Origin of the sequence: Komarekiella delphini-convector SJRDD-AB1 (assembly GCF_014831675.1) — a bacterium.
GTDB lineage: Bacteria > Cyanobacteriota > Cyanobacteriia > Cyanobacteriales > Nostocaceae > Komarekiella.
Window position 1 is genome coordinate 129,279 of sequence record NZ_VJXY01000010.1, and the last position, 18,181, is coordinate 147,459.

Genomic DNA, 18,181 nt, shown 5'->3' on the forward strand with positions numbered 1-18,181 from the left:
GTAATATATCGAGAAAGCAACTACAACTCTTCAATTGTTACTAAACCACCCTTGGTAAACTGTATGACAAGTTCATGCTCATCAAGTAAAGCTGTACCTAATAGAGGTAGCCGTCCTGTAGCAAGTACATTGACTTCCCGTTCTTCTTCATTCCAAATAATGGTAGCTTGATGTACTGGCAAGATTACGTTACTATTGTCAGCTAAATTTGCATAGATATCATACACAAAAGGAAAACCCAAGAGAGTCATTGCTGCTGGGTGTAGGGAAAGAAACTCTGTAAAACCTGTATCGAGAACAAATTCAATAGTAAAATCTGGTTGATTTAGCAGTCGAAATATTATGTCAACGGTGGCGCGTCCATTCTTGACAATACCAAAAATTACCGATAATCACGCTCCATTTCACCACTAAAAGAAGCAGCAACTTTGTAACCAATGCGAATACCGAAAAGTCGAGCAAATGGGTGTTTGTTACGCAAATATCGCGCCGATTCTATACCTATTTTGTCAACTACATATTCACCTGTTTCTATATCAATAATCACCATTTTACCGATGTTTTCTTCTTGTTCCACTTGTTGACGAATACTATTTTCGTATATTTCTCTGGCACGTTTTCCAACTTCTTCACTACTTAAAAAAATTGTTTGCACGCTCTTGCTCCCTAATTCCTGATTTGTATTAGATTCTATCTCAATACATAATTATGTACGTTAGCAAGGCTCGCCCTATTCCAAGTCATCGTTTGAGAAGTCTTTGACGATTAATTAAGCTCATGATTAATGGTTAAGTTTTTGTCTTTCCTCTTACACTGAAAACAGCTAAATTCCACAATTACGATAAAAAAATTTATATAAGTTAGACTGAAGCACGAAACCTAACGCTATAAAACTTTTGAGATTCCTAAAAAGTCTGGTGGTATTCGTAAGATATCAACTCCGGTAACTGCGCTTAAAATTATTTAGAAAAAACTTAATCAAGTCTTACAAACAGTGTATGAATTAAAACCATCAGTGCATGGGTTTGTGATGGGAAAAATATTGTAACTAATGCTCAAGCTCATACTAAAAAACGCTATGTTCTAAATCTTGTTATGATAAGCGAAAAAATACTGATTTGGATTTACCGCAAATATATGTAACTGTGCCAACTTCTGCCATAAAATCAGAGAATTTAAAGAAAATTGATGGCATATATGTTGATATAAAAAATATAGAAAAGTTTGTAAGAGAGATATACAAAAGAGTTTGTAAAATATCTAACAATTAATCTAAATAAAATAATTTTTTCCCTTAAAGAGTTAAAAAAACGGTAGAGCAATAAATACTCTACCGTTTTCTAATTTTTTATTTGAGATTCAAATCCCAAATTTCAAATCTTACTCAACCACTTGGGGTAACAATTCCCGGCGCTGTTGAGAACTAACTTGGACAACGCCATTTTCATCGACATCAACAACGGCTGTATCGCCATCCTTGATGCGACCAGACAGAATTTCTTCTGCCAGACTATCTTCTAACAAGCGCATAATCGCTCGGCGTAAAGGTCTTGCGCCATAACTGGGGCTGTAACCTTCATCTATTAAGCGGTCTTTGAAGCGATCGGTGACTTCTAGGGTGATACCCTTTTCGGTCAGACGACCAAACACTTCTTTGAGCATAATTTCGGCGATTTGTGTCACCTCAGGCTTGCTCAACTGACGGAAGACGATAATTTCATCAAGTCGGTTGAGGAACTCTGGACGGAAGTACTGCTTGAGTTCTTCATTCACCAAAGAGCGAATCCGGTTGTAAGCTGACTCGGTGACATCTTCGGAGAATTCAAAGCCGATACCGCTGCCGCCTTTTTCAATTACCTTAGAACCAATATTGGAAGTTAAAATCAGCAAGGTGTTCTTGAAATCCACCGTGCGTCCCTTGGCATCGGTTAACCGACCGTCTTCCAAAATTTGCAGCAACATGTTAAATACATCGGGGTGCGCTTTTTCGATTTCGTCGAACAGCACCACGGTGTAAGGACGTCGCCGCACGGCTTCGGTTAGCTGACCGCCTTCGTTATAACCAACATAACCAGGAGGCGAACCGATCAGTTTGCTGACGGTATGACGCTCCATGTATTCCGACATATCTAAGCGGATCATTGCTTCTTCGGAACCGAAGAAGTAAGATGCCAATGATTTCGCCAACTCGGTTTTACCTACACCAGTAGGCCCGGAGAAGACAAAGCTGGCAATGGGTCGGTTGGGATTTTTTAAACCGACACGAGCGCGACGAATTGCCCGTGAAACTGCCCTCACAGCTTCGTCTTGACCAATGAGACGCTGATGCAGGGTGTCTTCCATGTGCAGCAGCTTTTCAGATTCAGATTCGGTGAGTTTGTTCACCGGAACCCCAGTCCAAGAAGCGACAATATGAGCAATGTCTTCTTCTGTAACTACGGGTTCTTCGCTCTCTGTGCCAGCTGCATTGGTTTTGCTTTGAGCGATCGCGCGAATTTCGGCTTTGATTTCCATTTCGCGATCGCGCAGTTCTCCTGCTCGGTCAAAATCTTGAGAGCGGACTGCATCGTCTTTTTCTTTTAAGATCTGACGCAGTTCTTTGTCTAACTCTTTGGCTGCGGGTGGCAGTTGGGAGTTAATCAAGCGCACCCTAGAACCAGCTTCATCAATCAAGTCGATTGCTTTATCCGGGAGGTAGCGATCGCTGATGTAACGGTCAGACAATTTAGCCGCCGCCACCAATGCTTCATCGGAGATTTTCAGTTTGTGGTGTTGCTCATAGCGCTCGCGCAGACCATACAAAATTTCAATTGTTTCGTCTACAGTGGGTTCGCCGACCATCACTGGCTGGAAACGACGCTCAAGAGCTGCATCTCGCTCGATGTGTTTGCGATATTCATCTAGCGTTGTCGCGCCGATGCACTGCAACTCACCTCTTGCCAAAGCTGGCTTGAGGATGTTTGCCGCATCAATAGCACCTTCTGCTGCACCTGCACCAATTAAGGTGTGAACTTCGTCAATTACAAGAATGACATTACCCGCAGAGCGGATTTCATCCATGATTTTTTTCAGACGTTCTTCAAATTCACCTCGATACTTGGTTCCTGCTACAAGCAAGCCGATATCTAGCGTCACCACACGCTTATCTTCCAGGATGTCAGGGACATCTTTGTTGGCAATACGTGATGCTAAACCTTCAGCGATCGCGGTTTTACCAACCCCTGGTTCCCCAATTAGCACTGGGTTATTTTTCGTCCGGCGACCCAATATCTGAATTACGCGCTCAATTTCTTTAGCACGTCCCACCACTGGATCGAGCTTATTGTCTGTTGCCATTTGGGTGAGGTTCGAGCCAAATTCATCCAAAGTCGGGGTTTTTGTGCGACCGGATGAACCGCCTGGTGAAACTTCAGCAGTTTCTCCCAACATGCGGATTACTTGAGTTCTTACCTTAGATAGATCCACACCGAGGTTTTCTAGCACCCTGGCTGCTACACCTTCCCCTTCTCGGATTAGGCCCAACAGCAGATGCTCGGTGCCAATGTAGTTATGCCCCAATTGGCGTGCTTCTTCCAAGGATAGTTCTAAAACTCTCTTTGCCCGTGGCGTAAACGGAATTTCCACGGCAACAAAGCCTGAGCCTCGTCCTATAATTTTTTCAACTTCAATTCGAGCATCTTTAAGATTGACACCCATTGATTTCAGCACCTTGGCGGCCACACCCGTGCCTTCACCAATCAGACCCAGGAGGATCTGCTCAGTGCCGACAAAATTGTGGCCTAAACGGCGGGCCTCTTCTTGGGCCAGCATGATTACCTTAATGGCTTTTTCTGTGAAGCGTTCAAACATGGCATTTTTCCCATCACCTGCGTCGTGCCGGTACGCTGATTTTAGCACAGGCTAAGCTTTTGGACGCCTGTATAAAGATTATAGACATCCAAAAGCTTCTCACCCAGGTTAATGTGGTAATTGCTAACTATTAATTACTCTTATATGGCTAGTGTACTGAGGAGCTTGATTTTACCAGCGTTTTAGCATTGATTACAAACAACTGATTGCTGTATTGAGTGTTTGTTAAGCTCATCCCAAACGTTAACAATTATCAAATATATTTCATAATGTCAATGTTATGCTCATAATAATAAGATTTAGTTATTAAAAAACAAGCATCAATAGATTATTCAAATTTAAATAGGCATGTCAAGATGGCCCTTTTTTGCTGAAGGTGGTCAAATGTTAAGTAAAAGCTACCAGACGTTGCTATTCTTTCGCTGATGTTACGTCAGGAGAAACAACTAAGGTGGCAAATTTGACTACAGACACAAAAGAAGATTGGCAAAACAAATGTATTTACATGAATTTTTAGCTAAATTAGCTAACTTTGCAACTGTAGGAAAAAATACTTATAATATTGGGTTTATCTCAACTCAGTCAAAAATTAACTGCCAAGAGGATTTGCTGAGGCGATCGCTAACTAAGTTACGCCAATTTGCCAAAGTTGCTTGAAATTGCGGCTCTTGCAGGTCGCAAATCCAAAGAATTAGCGCATCCTCACCGTTGTCTTGGTAATAACGCCGACGCCGCCCAGCTGTTTTGAAGCCAAATTTTTGGTATAAAGATATGGCTGCTAAGTTGGAAGCTCGGACTTCGAGGGTAGCTCGCTCCAAGCCGCGATCGCAAGCTGTATTTATGAGTGAATATAGTAAAGCCTGCCCCAAACCTTGACGGTGATATTGGGGATGAACTGCCAAAATTGTAATGTGGGCTTCCTCTAAAATTGACCAAAAGCAACCCATTGCCAGCAGCCTCGAATTCGAGAGAGGGGAAAATAAACCCAGCAAATCGCTGTTGGGACTGTCCAACTCTCGTTGGTAGGCATCCATTGTCCACAAGCCACCAAAACAGGCTTGATCGAGTTCTAGCAATGCACTCAGATGCTCTGACGTCAGGAATTTAAGTTCTAAGTCTAATGAGATCACATTTATTGAATAAGATTACAAACCCTTTGTAAACTGGGAATCGGGAGACTTAACTTACGCCCGTAATTTGAACAAGGAAAACTATTATAGTTATGGTATCGACTCACCCCACTGGGGTTAAACATTCTGGAAGTCAATATTTACCTCAAACCAGCACCAATGCCAATCTTTCGCCCAATCAAGAAATTTTACCCTTAAGTGCCAGAGTTCATAATCATGACTTCCTGGAAATTGGTGGGTGTGATGTTACAACTCTAGTTAAAAGATTTGGTTCGCCTTTATATATTTTAGATGAAGAAACCCTACGTTCGGCTTGTCAGCAATATCGAGATGCTTTCAAGCAATACTACAAGGGTGAATCTCAAGTACTGTATGCCTCAAAAGCTTGGAATTGTTTAGCAGTTTGTGCGATCGCGGCATCAGAAGGATTAGGAATAGATGTAGCATCTGGTGGAGAACTCTACACCGCCCTGCAAGCGGGTGTCAGTCCTGATAAAATCTACCTCCATAACAATAACAAGTCTCGTGAAGAGTTAATTTTTGCCATAGAATCCGGTTGCACTATTGTGGTGGATAACTGGCACGAGTTACGCACTTTGGTAGAAATTGTAGAGACTTTGTATACAAAGTCTCTATCACAAAATCCTCGGTTACTACTGCGATTGACTCCAGGTATTGAATGTCACACGCATGAATATATCCGCACAGGACAACTAGATAGTAAATTTGGCTTTGATCCTAACCAGCTAGAAGAATTGTTTAGTTTTATCAGCAAGCAATCTGCCCTTAACTGTGTGGGGTTACATGCTCATATCGGTTCTCAAATTTTTGAGCGCCAACCGCATCGGGATTTAGCTGCTCTCATGGTGCAGTGGTTGCAGGAAGCGGCAAAGTATGGTTTAAAACTGACAGAGTTAAACGTTGGTGGCGGTTTAGGGATTAAGTACATAGAATCAGACGACCCCCCCAGCATAGAAGAGTGGGTAAAACCGATTTGTGAAGTAATTCAACAAACTTGTGCAGTTGAGAATCTGCCTTTACCGAAGTTGCTGTGTGAACCGGGGCGATCGCTAATTGCCACAGCTTGCGTCACTGCCTATACTATTGGTTCATCCAAAGTCATTCCCGAAATTCGTACCTATGTGGCAGTTGACGGAGGAATGTCTGACAATCCCCGCCCCATTACTTACCAAGCAGTTTATCGAGCAGTAGTTGCCAATAAAATGTCTTCTCCTCTGACAGAAACCGTCACAATTGCTGGTAAACATTGTGAATCAGGAGATATTCTGGTTAAAAACGCTCTACTGCCAAAAACAGAACCACAGGATATTCTCGTAGTTATGGGAACTGGTGCGTACAATTACAGTATGGCATCTAACTACAACCGCTTACCTCGACCGGCAGCAGTTGTAGTGGCGAATGGCGAAGCAAATTTAATTTTGCAACGCGAAACTTATCAAGATTTAATTCGACAAGATTGCCTACCACAAAGACTAAAGAGTTAGTCATTTGTCCCCGAAGTTCTAGATCGGAGGAAGCCTCCGCTCAGACTTCTTTCTTGGTCATTAGTCATTAGCCAGGAACTAAACCCCGTCTATTTTGAAACCTAGAGTTTTTAAAGAGAGTATATTATTCTGTCGTGGCTTGAGTTTTGAGCTTTAGCCTCATTACAAAAAACTACGGTTTTCACAGTAGACGCGGTTTAATTACAAATGACAAATGACAAATGACTAACTGTAATTAGAGGCAAAAGTGTAATCCAGATGTCATGAGAGATTGGTGGAAGCAATGGCTGACAAACCTAGGATGGTCACAGTCCTTGCTGCTTGGGACTCTGGATATCACGTTAGTTCTGGCGCTGACGTACATGATACTAGTTATTATTAGTGAGCGTCGGACACTGTGGATGGTGCGGGGGTTTATTATCTTAATGCTAGCCTCAGCACTAAGTGGCAGATTGGGTCTACCTCTGCTGAGTTTTGTATTAGAAAAGTTGGTAATTGGTTGTGCTGTAGCGATGGCAGTTGCTTTACAGTCAGAGTTTCGTAGGTTTTTAGAACAATTGGGACGTGGTGAATTCCGCCAGTTATTTCAACCTTCAAGTCTGGCAATCCCCAAGTCTGATAGTGTAATTGATGAAATAGTCGAGGCTGTGAAAGAATTGTCAAAAAACCGCATTGGAGCTTTACTAATTTTGGAAACCACAGGCCCAATTGATGAGCGAGATTTTTCTGTGCCTGGAGTAAAGCTAAATGCAGAAGTTTCTAAGGAACTGATACAGACAATCTTTCAACCGAAAACTTTGTTACACGATGGAGCAACATTGATCCGTGGTTCACGGATTGTGTCATCGGGTATAATTTTACCACTTTCGGGACGCACAGCCTCGCGCCAGTTGGGAACACGCCACCGGGCGGCGATGGGAATTACTGAGCGAGTCGAAAATTGCATTTGTGTCGTTGTGTCAGAAGAAACGGGTTCTATTTCCTTAGCGGAACGAGGAACCCTAAATAGACCGCTGACGATTAGGAAGCTAAAAGAGTCATTAGATGCTCAATTGTCTCCAACGGTGGATCGGGAAGCTGTCGCTCCAGGTCTGTTAAGTTTGGCTCGTCAGATAGGTGGGAAGGCACTAGCACTGGTTTCACGTTTGCTCGGATTACCATCGACCGCTTCTCGAGATAAAAAATGACAGTACAAGAAACTAAATTGCAAGATTTGCCCATTGACTTGAAACGAGAACTGCTACCCAAGCACGTTGCGGTAATTATGGATGGCAATGGTCGATGGGCTAAACGTCAAGGTCTACCCCGAATTATGGGGCATAAAGCTGGTGTAGATGCTCTTAAGGATTTGCTCCGTTGTTGTAAAGATTGGGGAATTCAAGCGCTGACAGCTTATGCTTTTTCGACAGAGAACTGGAAAAGGCCTCAAGAAGAGGTAGATTTTTTAATGACTCTGTTCCAAAGAGTTTTGCGCCAAGAACTGCGAGAAATGGTAGAGGAGAACGTTCAAATTCAGTTTGTCGGAAATTTGCAGGCCCTACCGCGATCGCTCCAACGGGAAATTTCTCGTTCAATGGAAGAAACTAGGAATAATCCTGGTATCCGGTTTACAGTCGCAACCAATTATGGCGGACGCCAGGAGATTATCCAAGCTTGCCGAGCAATCGCCGAAAAAGTCCAACAAGGTTTGTTACAACCTCATGAAATTAATGAAGAAGTGTTTGAGAGCCATCTCTACACAGCAGGAATAGCTGACCCAGATTTGCTAATCCGTACCAGTGGAGAAATGCGCCTCTCGAATTTCCTTCTCTGGCAAATGGCTTATGGAGAAATGTACATAACAGAGACTCTCTGGCCAGATTTCGACCGTACTGAATTTCACCGCGCCTTGTGTGCCTACCAACAACGGGAGCGGCGATTTGGGAAAGTCTAGGGATTGGGGACTGGGGACTGGGGACTGGGGATTGGGGATTGGGAAGAAATTTTTCCATTTTCCCCCTCTGCCCCTCTGCCCCCTCTGCCCCTCTGCCCCCTCTGCCCCTCTTCCCCCTCTGCCCCTCTTCCCCTCTTCCCCTCCTCTTCTACGGGCCAGAAAACACGGCTTGTTCTATGTCTTCTCGACTAAGGGAATACTTGAACGAGCGTTGGATATCTTGCCCATCTTCTCCAGATTGGATGTATCGCACAATAATTTGCTCAATATCAAGCCAGAGTTCAGCTTGCCAACTGGGACGCTGCACGTGCCAGCAATGGCGCTGTGTTTCATCTTGTTGACAGCCTTGGCTTTTGAGCCATTGCTCAATTTGCGGCAGAGGATGGTTATATAAAGGAGTGTCAGAGGGAAGAAAAGACATAAGCAATAGAGAATTTTACTTAGAAATAATTAACAAAAATATTGTTTAATTTTAATCTTTAATTTCGCTTGGGGTAGTAGGTGGCGAAAAGTTAGTAATCTGCTGTTGTAATGGAGGCGGTTGCAGCAGTTGCGTTTGAAAGGCAGCATCACCGCGCGTTAAACCAATGGCGATCGCTAGCAGCAGACAACCCAAAAAGGTCAACAATAGAATAAACAAAACAAAAATTTCGCCAGAGGAGAGGGGGCGATCGCTGGCATCGAGGTAAGCTGATTTAGACCAGTCATGGGAACGGGAGACGGGATGATTCAAGTCGGGGGGTGCTTGAATTACTCCAAAGCGGGAATAGCCAATTTTTAAATCGTAACTTAATCGTCGTTCTGGGCTGCTCAGGGTAGCGTAGGCTTCATTGATTTGCTGAAATTTAGCAATAGCAACAGTAGTAGACAATTCTGTAGTGTCAGGATGATAGCGTTTGCTCAGTTCTCGATAAGCACGACGAATATCGATTACCGATGCCGAGGGATGCAGTCCTAGCAGGGAGTAATAAGTGGGTTCACTGCGTTTTGGCATTGCCCCATTGTGATTCACGGCTGTTTGAGTCACCTTGCGATCGCGCTTTTTCTATCATTGTAAACCTCTCAAGTCCACAGCACGCGAGTCTCCTATGTCTAACTCAAATGGAATAGCCTTTAGATGCATTCGAGCGAGCGTGTTATTACGATGGTTGGATAATAAAGTCTAGTTCTCTTTGATGCATCTGTATAAAGACTATTTAGCTGATATAGTCTCTAACCCAACAAATCAGCGCGGGGTTTAAAGGTTTCAATTTGCCGCAACTTTTCGTAAAGTTCCCGTTCTTCACTGCTAATACTTTTAGGTGTAACTATCTGAATTTCTACTAATTGATCGCCACGTTTACCGTTCTCGCTGGGATAGCCTTTATTCGCTAGACGAAATCTTTGACCAGACCTAACTGCTGGAGGAATTGTCATTTTTACTGGGCCGTCGAGAGTGGGGGCTTCTACTTGTCCGCCTAAGACTGCTTCAGTGGGAGTAACTGGTACTTGGCAAAATATATTAGAGCCTTCTAGCTTAAACAATGGATGCGGCTCAACGGTAATTTTTAAGTATAGGTCGCCACCGCCAATGCCTTGGTTCCGCAGACGGATAGTTTGACCTGTAACCATCCCTATAGGCATATTAACTTCTAGCGATCGCCCATCTTCCAAACGAATACGTTCACTACCACCTAAATAAGCTTTTTCCAGTGGTAGGGTCAATCTAGCTTCGATATCACGACGGGTGGGGCGGGGATTGACTGTATATTGAACTTTTGTATTGGTGGAACGAAACGGATCTTCTTTGGTATTGCTAGCAGGATTTGTCCCATTTTTACTTGCTTTGCGACCACCTACACCAATAACTTGATTAATAAAATCCTCAAAGTTGGAAAACTGTCCAGGATCTACCTCCTGGGTGCTGGTGCGACCGTTAGCGCGATTATCTACCCCCCAACCGCCTTTGCCTCGTGGCGTCGTTTGTTTGCCAGCAAAGCCTTGTTGCTTCCAGTAGCGGCTAAACTGGTCGTACTGTGCTCGGCGTCCTGGGTCAGAAAGAACTTCATAAGCTTGACCGACAACCTTAAATTTTTCCTCTGCTTCTTTGTTTCCTGGATTTAGGTCAGGATGATACTGTCGTGCTAACCGCCGATATACCTTTTTAATTTCCTCATTGGAGGCGTCTTTAGATACTCCCAAAATCTCGTAATAATCGCGAAAATTCTGCAAATTTTGCATAGTTCAGTTATTTAACTTTAGAATTTAGTTTTAAGAAAAGTCTCTTGTTTGACTTTTGGGGATGGCTTGTCTTCTCCTGTAGTTGACGCTACGTGTTAGGCGAATCTGTGTCTAAAGGGATTTATGATAAACAGAAATTTAGGGATTTTGATAATGAGCTACAACTTAAAAAACTTAATTATTAACTCTTTTACTGATTACCAAGTCCTAATTCCGAATCAATTTGATTATTTTTTTCAGACTACCAGACTTGTGCAATGGGGTCTGGGCGGTAAATAAATACCGCCCATTCACGAGTACTGCTACCAATCATCGTCATCATCCCAGTTATCCTGGTAACTTGGACGAGATTTGCGAGAAGAACGGTTGTCATAGGAGGAGGAACGACTATCTTTGTCATAGTCTCTGCTGTTATAGTCCCGGTTGTTGTAATCCCGGCTATTATAATCCCGACTGTTGTAGTCTTTGCTGTTATAGTCCCTCCCATAAGAATCGCGTTCCCGGTATGTATCTCTGGGAGATTCGCGTTCCCGTTCTTTATCGCCACCAGTAAAGATGTCACGGATAGTACCAAGCAAGTCGTCTTCTTCATCCTCAGCATAATACTGACGAACTTCCCGATTTAGCTCATACAGAGCATCTTGCAGGTCGGCGTAGGCTTGGTCAATACCGCGATCGTCATTTTGCTTGAGACTTTCTCGTAGTTCCTGGCTGATATTATCAATTCGTTGGCGGCGGTTGCGGGCAAACTGCATCCCAAATTCCAGCGCCACTTCTCTGAGTTGCCGTTCTGCTTGAAAAATTAACCCCTCAGAACGAGTACGCTTTTCTATCCTTTCTTTGCGTTCTCGGTCAACTTCAGCATATTTTTGGGCATCTTGAATCATCCGATTCACTTCCGACTCGTTTAAAGTGGAAGCGCCTTGAATGGTGATACTCTGTTCTCTACCAGTGGTTCTATCCAGGGCTGTTACCTGTAAAATACCATTAGCATCGATATCAAAGGATACTTGAATCTGTGGAACTCCTCTAGGAGCAGGCGGAACGCCATACAGCTTGAAACGTCCCAAAGACTTATTATTTGCTGCCATTTCCCGCTCGCCCTGAACTACGTGGATTTCCACAGTATTTTGGTTATTTTCGGACGTGGAAAAAATGTCAGAGCGGCGTACTGGTATGGTGGTGTTGCGAGGAAGAAGTTTTTTCATCACACCGCCAATGGTTTCTAACCCCAAAGACAGAGGCGTGACATCCAAAAGCAGCACATCTTTGAGTTCGCCAGCGAGAATGCCTGCTTGAATTGCTGCACCCACACCCACCACTTCATCGGGGTTGACGTTTTCATTGGGTTCTGTGCCAATCAAGTCCCGCACTAGCTGCTTTACCATTGGCATCCGTGTGGAACCGCCAACTAGCACGACTTCTTCAATATCTGCGGGTGACATACCAGCATCTTTCAACGCTCTTTTAACTGGTGTCCGCAATCGCCCTACCAAATCAACGCATAAACCTTCAAATTGGGAACGAGTCAGGCGAGTTTCTAGATGTTTGGGGCCTTCCTGGTCAGCTGCGATAAAAGGTAAGTTAATATCAGTGACGCTGACAGAGGAAAGTTCGATTTTTGCCTTTTCAGCAGCTTCCATCAGGCGTTGTAAAGATTGTCTTTCGCGTCTTAAATCTATTCCTTCGGTTTCCAGAAATTGCTCTGCCAACCAATCTACTATTTTTTTGTCAAAGTCATTACCACCAAGTTGGGTATCTCCACTAGTAGCTTTGACCTCAAATATGCCATCGCCAACTTCTAGAATCGACACGTCAAAAGTGCCACCACCCAAGTCAAATACTAAAATGGTTTCCGTATCACCACGATCCAATCCGTAAGCCAAAGATGCAGCAGTAGGTTCATTGAGAATCCGCAACACCTCTAACCCGGCAATTCTACCAGCATCGCGGGTTGCCTGCCGCTGGGAATCATTAAAATAAGCTGGAACCGTAATTACTGCCCCTGTTACTGGTTCACCCAAGTAGCGACTAGCATCGTCTGCTAATTTTTTGAGCACCATTGCCGAAATTTCTTCTGGGGCGAAATCCTTATTAAGGCGGGGACAGGCAATTTTAATGTTACCTACTTCGTCCTTACGAATGGTGTAGGGTATACGCTTTGAATCCTGGCTCAGTTCGCCATATTTGCGCCCAATGAAGCGTTTAACTGCGAAAAATGTATTTTGTGGGTTGAGGACGGTTTGTCGTCGTGCCATTTGCCCAACGACTCTTTCACCTTCTTTGCTGAAACCAACTACGGAGGGGGTTGTTCGCATTCCTTCTGCATTGGCAATCACCACCGGCTTGCCACCCTCCATTACGGCGACTACTGAGTTGGTTGTACCCAAGTCGATGCCGACTACCTTGCCCATGCGTTACTCTTCTCCTAGCGTGTCTTATAAATTTATTATGATTGGGCGGGACTATCTCTAGCTTTGTACTACAGAATGAAAACGCCTCAATGGTATGATAATCATCAATTAAGGCCAAATAGAATAATTTAAGTTTGAGGAGCTAGTTGCAAGACTAGGATAACATTGACGATGGTTGGTGTGCCTCAGCAGCATTAACTCTTGTAGTCCAATGAATTTAATTCACTATATCTAAACAGTTGCCAAATACAGCCTAATAACACTATGCCTTTTTTTTCCCTCTTATCTGAAAAAGATTATATTGGCACTATTTGAAACATTTGAATTTAAAAGAGCGATTACGAACTCATCTGATTGAGATTGTGCGAGAACGTGATCCCTACATGGCGACAGCTGGACATTTTTTTGTTCAAGAATACATCCGTCAACAATTTGCACAATGGGGAAGTGTGGAAATCCACACCTTTCTAGTAGGGAGCAAAACCTGTAAAAATCTCATCTTAAATTTGCCTTCTCAGGCTGAACAGCAAAAGCCAGATTTGCCACCAATTTTAATTGGTGCTCACTATGATGCTGTACCCGGAACACCTGGCGCTGATGATAATGCTACAGGTGTAGCAGTATTGCTGGAATTGGCAAGAAAGTTTGCCGCTGAACCAGCAAAATATCCCTTGCGACTAGTTGCTTTTGATATGGAAGAATACGGCTTACTAGGTAGCGCTGACTATGCAGCCTTATTGCGTCAACAAAAACAACCGCTACGTTTAATGATGTCCTTAGAAATGCTTGGCTATCGTGATTCTAGCCCTGGCTCCCAAAGTTATCCGCCCCCTCTAGAACGCTTTTACCCAAATCGCGGCGATTTTATTAGTTTAATTGGCAATTTGCGGACAATTCGTGACTTAATTGGGATTAGCCGCAGTATTCGCAAAGTTGGCATACCTAGTCAGTGGTTACCAGTATCGAACAGAGGTTTAATAGTTCGTCAAACAAGATTAAGCGATCATGCACCATTTTGGGATGCAGGTTATCCAGCAATTATGGTGACAGATACAGCATTTTTACGGAATCCAAATTATCACAAACCTAGTGATACTATTGCCACTTTAGATTTAGATTTTCTCACAGGTATATGTGAAGGTTTGGAACTTAGTATTCGGCTATTATGAGCCAGTGTTAATAACTATAACTAATTACTCATAACCTAACCTAATAGAATTTATTTGTTATAAAAAGGCGTCGGAAAAACCCATTCCTTCTAAGGATGGGATGAAAGACGCCCCAACGCCGTTGATAGTTGACGGTTAACAGTTAACAGTCAACAGTCAACGTGAAATCCCATCACCTTTTAGGGGTGGGATGAGCTTAAGATTTAAGACTAGAAGTCAAACTAGTTAAGTCATCTATATTACGTTTCATTGTGTTGCAAATTGCATCTAGGGGTAAGTCGTTAGCATCATAACCGAAGGGATTTTCTATTTCTAAGCCGATCGCCTCAATGCCAAACACTGTAAAACCAACTAAAGCAGTAATTATAGCTGTCCACCAACCGAGACTATTTACTATTTGAAATGGTAAGAGAAAGCAATATAGTATTAATAATTGCTTAAGATGAATGGCATAAGCGAGTGGCATGGGTGTTTTTAGAATTCTCTCACAAGCACCTAAGTTATCAACAAGATTATTTAATAATTCTTGCATAGATGTTAATTGATAGCTATTGAGGCAGTTGCGCTTATATTGCTGCTGTAAAAAATCTCCTATCCAAAAAGCAACCTCTATGGGAGGATTATTCATAATCTTCAGTTTGACGTACATAGAAGACGGCATTAATTCTTCTAACTCGCTAGTTACAGTTTCTCCTCGTAAATGCAGTTTAGTTGTGACAGCAAAAGCTACTAACAAATTTAATGCTGTAATTTTATTTTTTCTATCGTCTAGAGATATTTCATCCACTGATACCCAAATTTGCCGTGCTAAATTTCGGACATTATTTACTATAGAACCCCAACATTTTCTGCCTTCCCAAAACCGCTCATAAGCAGTATTCGTACGAAACACCAGCAATAAACCTAAAACAATACTGGGAATAACACTTCCTAAAATAGGTTGAGATACGGGTAATCGAAAATAGTGTAATATAGAAATTAAAAAACCAAAAGCTCCACACCAGATAATATGTTTGTAAATGGCTCTTGTCACTGAACCTTTAAGCTGTAAGGTTGTTTGTAACCATTGCAGTTTTTCGGCTTTCATGCACTTACCTTAATGAAATATTTAGTATCTGAGTAATTTAAAAATAATAACTCTAGGATAGCTGTTTTTATAAACTTAATTTAGTTGCGAACTAACAAGTTAGCGTTTGCGCGATCGCACATCAAATACTCTTGATCTATACCCACAATTGTTATTAGTATGTCTTTACTAAAATATAGCGGTTCTTGATTGCATCTAATTAGATTTAATTTGAGGATATGATATTACGCTATCAAAAATCTTTACTTTAGAAAATAGTCAGGTAATTGTCGAGTTTGTTTTTGCTGAGGTGACATAAGCGTAAACGCGCAGCAATTTGTCATTATACATTACCCCGATATTTGAGTATATACCCTAACGACATTGGATAATGATATAGGTAAAAATCGATTTATGTTTGAAACCTGTGACTACTCCAGAACGCCTTTATCGTATCTGGAGTTTCTTTTTAGCTAGAGTTTTTGCCTATAAAGACTAGGGTAGTTCCTAAAAAACCGATGGCATCGGGGATAATTCCCCACCGGGCAGATTTTGCGATAGCGTAAGCGCTGACTTGTCAGTTCGCAATTTTGTAAAATATCCGGATACGCTATAACGTAGCGGAATAGGGATACATACTGAATTCTCTATACAGAAAACGGAGCATCACTTGTTGGTGTACTCCCGATGCATAACAACTCTCGCAAAACCGCCCCAGCTTATCACTGGGGCGGTTTTGCTTGACAAAAAAACCGATTATTTCGTAGAGACGTTGCATTGCAACGTCTCTACAAAATTAAAAAATTACTCTTTTGCGGATATCATTCTCAGCAAAGATGCAAATTTCGCATTTATTCTCAACTCTTGTCAGAAGTATTAACCAAACCAGTGAGAGGGTTCATAACCTGGTTGAACTGTTTCACAAAGATGATGGCTAATCCATTCTGACTTTTCTTGAACAATTGAACAAATGCCTTGGTGAATCAAATTTTGTAGGTGTAGTTGCTGTTCTAGGGGTTTACGGGAGAACTTGTAGTTTAACAAGCTCTCTTTTTCTGCTGCGGGTAGCGGTATCTGTTCGTCAGACATTGCACTATAAAAGCAGGGAATACGGTTGAGGACAAAGACAATTAGCTCTTGGCGCAAGTCAGGAATTGCAAAGGCTTGTTGATAAGGATGGTATGGATATGTATCCAAAACACTTTCAATCTCTCCTATTACTGATTGCTGTGTTAAATTGACTACGGTTTTCATAATTTTTAAACCTCTTTTTTAATCCAGTCGATGCTTTGTAAGGGAAACAATGTTTCTAGATAGCAACGCCGTCATAACAATCAGTTAGAAGTGATTTAACTGATAGATGCAACAGACCCCGGACTTAACTTTTTATCTTGGTAGAATATGAGACATTTAGCTCTGCTGATTTTAGTTAAAGTTTATACTGTTTTTCAGTATTACTTATTAAAACAGCATTCAAGAAACTGGTAAACCACCGATATTTTATATCTATAACTCTAATTATTTCAAAGTTATGTCTTTTTGGCAGAAAACTATACAAAACGCAGTACATTATTTAGGGGATCAAGGCTAATAGTGACAAAACAACCTTAATTAGGATGAAATTTTTAATTAAGTTTAACTTCTTAGGTAATTTACATTACTTCTAACTTTAGCTGCTCAATCTGCTGTTGCAGCATGAACTAAAATTTGTTTATGTAGTCTATAAAACTGATTTTGCAAGCATTAATTTAAGAGGTCACAAAAACAATGACTTACTATGTAGATAAATCAGTCTCATGACAGATGATAAAATTAGTTAAAAATATTTAAAAAATTTATATTATCTAAAGGCAAATGACGCATCTGATTGTTAATTTGCTCAGCAGCAGCCAATCCAGAAAGCATCGCACCTTCTATAAGATTGCCGCCACACCAATCACCACAGCAAACTAAAGGTAGGGGGGTTTCGGCAGACAAAACAGCTTCGTGCCAAGGACGGGTAGGAAAGGCATAACGCCAACGATGTACTTGTATCCAGTCGGGAGTATTCAGCCAGGGAAGAGATAGAGATTCAGCTGCACGTTGCAACAGATGCTCGCCAGCAGGTTGTAAATCCTGTGTTTCTAGGTGACGTTGGGCAAAATCAGCGCTACTATGCACTACAAAATGTGGTTGCTGAGGGTTGGAACGCTTGCTACTATCCAAACCAATCCATGCCAAATCAGCGTCATCCATAAAACTTAGAGCTTTCCAGACTGGGAGCGGTTGGGATGTAGGAAAATATCCAGCGATCGCACTGATGCATGGGTCAAATTCTACAGCCCGCAGGTTATCGAGAAACACTGCATCTAATAAACTTTCGCCCAAGGGTGTCAACAGCATCAAAGCTTGAGGTGCAGGAATGGCAACTACTATAGCTCTTGCAGTTAATTCTTCGTTGCTAGATTCGAGGGTTAGACGCCAACTATTTTCGGGAGTTAAGGTAATAGCTATGACACGCTGATTCAATAAAACTTCTAAACCTTGGCCAAAAAATTTGGCGATTGCACTCATTCCCCCAGGCGCAACATAGCGCGGACAGGAACTTGTAGGTTGATATATGGGAGCATTGGATTTGAGTTCGTAAACTTTATCTGTCCAGACTTTGAGAATATCGCGATCGCTTAACAACTCTACAAAGCGCCTCAACAATTCACCCTTTGGCTTCAAGTAACAAGCCCCATGATCTGCCCAAGTTCCATGCAAGCGGCGTGTCGCAACTCTTCCCCCTAAACCACGGGACTTTTCCACAACCAGCACCGAATATCCAGCTTGAGTTAACTGCTGGGCACAGGCTAAACCGGCTATTCCGGCACCAATCACTGCAATATCAGTCATGAGTCAAATAGTTCTTAG

The 18,181-nt window shown here is 42.4% G+C and carries 15 protein-coding genes; 4 read left to right on the forward strand and 11 right to left on the reverse strand.

Translation table 11 applies throughout. The annotated features are described in order from the left end of the window. Positions 1-20 precede the first annotated feature (20 nt). The 4 genes from FNW02_RS11750 to rimI form a co-directional block, all read right to left on the reverse strand. Entirely contained in the window at positions 21-383 is a 363-nt protein-coding gene (locus FNW02_RS11750) for a clan AA aspartic protease (protein WP_191757784.1), read from the reverse strand. Then, positions 383-655, reverse strand: a complete 273-nt coding sequence (locus tag FNW02_RS11755) for a hypothetical protein (protein ID WP_191757728.1) — start codon at positions 653-655, stop codon at positions 383-385. Before FNW02_RS11755 ends, FNW02_RS11750 begins: the two co-directional genes overlap by 1 nt. A gap of 725 nt (positions 656-1,380) precedes the next feature. Then, positions 1,381-3,849, reverse strand: a complete 2,469-nt coding sequence (locus FNW02_RS11760) for an ATP-dependent Clp protease ATP-binding subunit (RefSeq protein WP_191757729.1) — start codon at positions 3,847-3,849, stop codon at positions 1,381-1,383. A 578-nt stretch (positions 3,850-4,427) separates the two neighbouring features. Further along, a complete protein-coding gene (gene rimI, locus FNW02_RS11765; RefSeq protein WP_191757730.1) occupies positions 4,428-4,979 on the reverse strand; it encodes a ribosomal protein S18-alanine N-acetyltransferase in 552 nt (183 codons plus the stop codon). A 92-nt stretch (positions 4,980-5,071) separates the two neighbouring features. Between rimI and lysA the strand changes: the two genes are divergently transcribed. The 3 genes from lysA (at position 5,072) to FNW02_RS11780 (ending at position 8,417) form a co-directional block, all read left to right on the forward strand. Then, positions 5,072-6,484 carry a diaminopimelate decarboxylase gene (gene lysA, locus FNW02_RS11770; protein ID WP_191757731.1) on the forward strand — a complete coding sequence of 471 codons (1,413 nt, stop codon included), beginning with the start codon at positions 5,072-5,074 and terminating at the stop codon, positions 6,482-6,484. Positions 6,485-6,747: 263 nt separating this feature from the next. Then, on the forward strand, positions 6,748-7,671 hold the full coding sequence (gene cdaA, locus FNW02_RS11775) for a diadenylate cyclase CdaA (protein WP_191757732.1): 924 nt from the start codon (positions 6,748-6,750) through the stop codon (positions 7,669-7,671). After that, positions 7,668-8,417, forward strand: coding sequence for an isoprenyl transferase (locus FNW02_RS11780; RefSeq protein WP_191757733.1), 750 nt, complete (start codon positions 7,668-7,670; stop codon positions 8,415-8,417). Before cdaA ends, FNW02_RS11780 begins: the two co-directional genes overlap by 4 nt. Before the next feature lie 148 nt (positions 8,418-8,565). Here the strand turns inward: FNW02_RS11780 and FNW02_RS11785 are convergent, their stop codons facing one another. The 4 genes from FNW02_RS11785 to dnaK all read right to left on the reverse strand — a co-directional run bounded on the left by FNW02_RS11785 (position 8,566) and on the right by dnaK (position 13,051). Next, complete coding sequence (locus FNW02_RS11785) at positions 8,566-8,838, reverse strand: DUF3143 domain-containing protein (protein ID WP_191757734.1); 273 nt, start codon at positions 8,836-8,838, stop codon at positions 8,566-8,568. A 51-nt stretch (positions 8,839-8,889) separates the two neighbouring features. After that, entirely contained in the window at positions 8,890-9,411 is a 522-nt protein-coding gene (locus tag FNW02_RS11790) for a J domain-containing protein (RefSeq protein ID WP_191757785.1), read from the reverse strand. Positions 9,412-9,629: 218 nt separating this feature from the next. Further along, positions 9,630-10,637: a DnaJ C-terminal domain-containing protein gene (locus tag FNW02_RS11795; protein WP_191757735.1), complete on the reverse strand. Its 1,008-nt coding sequence runs from the start codon at positions 10,635-10,637 to the stop codon at positions 9,630-9,632. A gap of 302 nt (positions 10,638-10,939) precedes the next feature. Next, on the reverse strand, positions 10,940-13,051 hold the full coding sequence (gene dnaK, locus FNW02_RS11800) for a molecular chaperone DnaK (protein ID WP_191757736.1): 2,112 nt from the start codon (positions 13,049-13,051) through the stop codon (positions 10,940-10,942). 320 nt (positions 13,052-13,371) lie between these two features. Here dnaK and FNW02_RS11805 point away from each other — a divergent pair, with 320 nt between their 5' ends. After that, positions 13,372-14,220, forward strand: a complete 849-nt coding sequence (locus tag FNW02_RS11805) for a M28 family peptidase (RefSeq protein ID WP_191757737.1) — start codon at positions 13,372-13,374, stop codon at positions 14,218-14,220. 196 nt (positions 14,221-14,416) lie between these two features. Here the strand turns inward: FNW02_RS11805 and FNW02_RS11810 are convergent, their stop codons facing one another. The 3 genes from FNW02_RS11810 to FNW02_RS11820 form a co-directional block, all read right to left on the reverse strand. Further along, on the reverse strand, positions 14,417-15,307 hold the full coding sequence (locus tag FNW02_RS11810; protein WP_191757738.1) for a bestrophin family protein: 891 nt from the start codon (positions 15,305-15,307) through the stop codon (positions 14,417-14,419). Positions 15,308-16,162: 855 nt separating this feature from the next. Next, a complete protein-coding gene (locus FNW02_RS11815) occupies positions 16,163-16,540 on the reverse strand; it encodes a hypothetical protein (RefSeq protein WP_191757739.1) in 378 nt (125 codons plus the stop codon). Positions 16,541-17,098: 558 nt separating this feature from the next. Then, entirely contained in the window at positions 17,099-18,163 is a 1,065-nt protein-coding gene (locus FNW02_RS11820) for an NAD(P)/FAD-dependent oxidoreductase (RefSeq protein WP_191757740.1), read from the reverse strand. Positions 18,164-18,181: the final 18 nt, after the last annotated feature.

Excerpts from the sequence above, each read along its gene's own strand:
- FNW02_RS11760 (WP_191757729.1), bottom strand. The coding sequence starts at position 3,849 with ATGTTTGAACGCTTCACAGAAAAAGCCATTAAGGTAATCATGCTGGCC.
- lysA (WP_191757731.1), top strand. The coding sequence starts at position 5,072 with ATGGTATCGACTCACCCCACTGGGGTTAAACATTCTGGAAGTCAATAT.
- cdaA (WP_191757732.1), top strand. The coding sequence starts at position 6,748 with ATGAGAGATTGGTGGAAGCAATGGCTGACAAACCTAGGATGGTCACAG.
- FNW02_RS11780 (WP_191757733.1), top strand. The coding sequence starts at position 7,668 with ATGACAGTACAAGAAACTAAATTGCAAGATTTGCCCATTGACTTGAAA.
- FNW02_RS11785 (WP_191757734.1), bottom strand. The coding sequence starts at position 8,838 with ATGTCTTTTCTTCCCTCTGACACTCCTTTATATAACCATCCTCTGCCG.
- FNW02_RS11790 (WP_191757785.1), bottom strand. The coding sequence starts at position 9,411 with ATGCCAAAACGCAGTGAACCCACTTATTACTCCCTGCTAGGACTGCAT.
- FNW02_RS11795 (WP_191757735.1), bottom strand. The coding sequence starts at position 10,637 with ATGCAAAATTTGCAGAATTTTCGCGATTATTACGAGATTTTGGGAGTA.
- dnaK (WP_191757736.1), bottom strand. The coding sequence starts at position 13,051 with ATGGGCAAGGTAGTCGGCATCGACTTGGGTACAACCAACTCAGTAGTC.
- FNW02_RS11810 (WP_191757738.1), bottom strand. The coding sequence starts at position 15,307 with ATGAAAGCCGAAAAACTGCAATGGTTACAAACAACCTTACAGCTTAAA.
- FNW02_RS11815 (WP_191757739.1), bottom strand. The coding sequence starts at position 16,540 with ATGAAAACCGTAGTCAATTTAACACAGCAATCAGTAATAGGAGAGATT.
- FNW02_RS11820 (WP_191757740.1), bottom strand. The coding sequence starts at position 18,163 with ATGACTGATATTGCAGTGATTGGTGCCGGAATAGCCGGTTTAGCCTGT.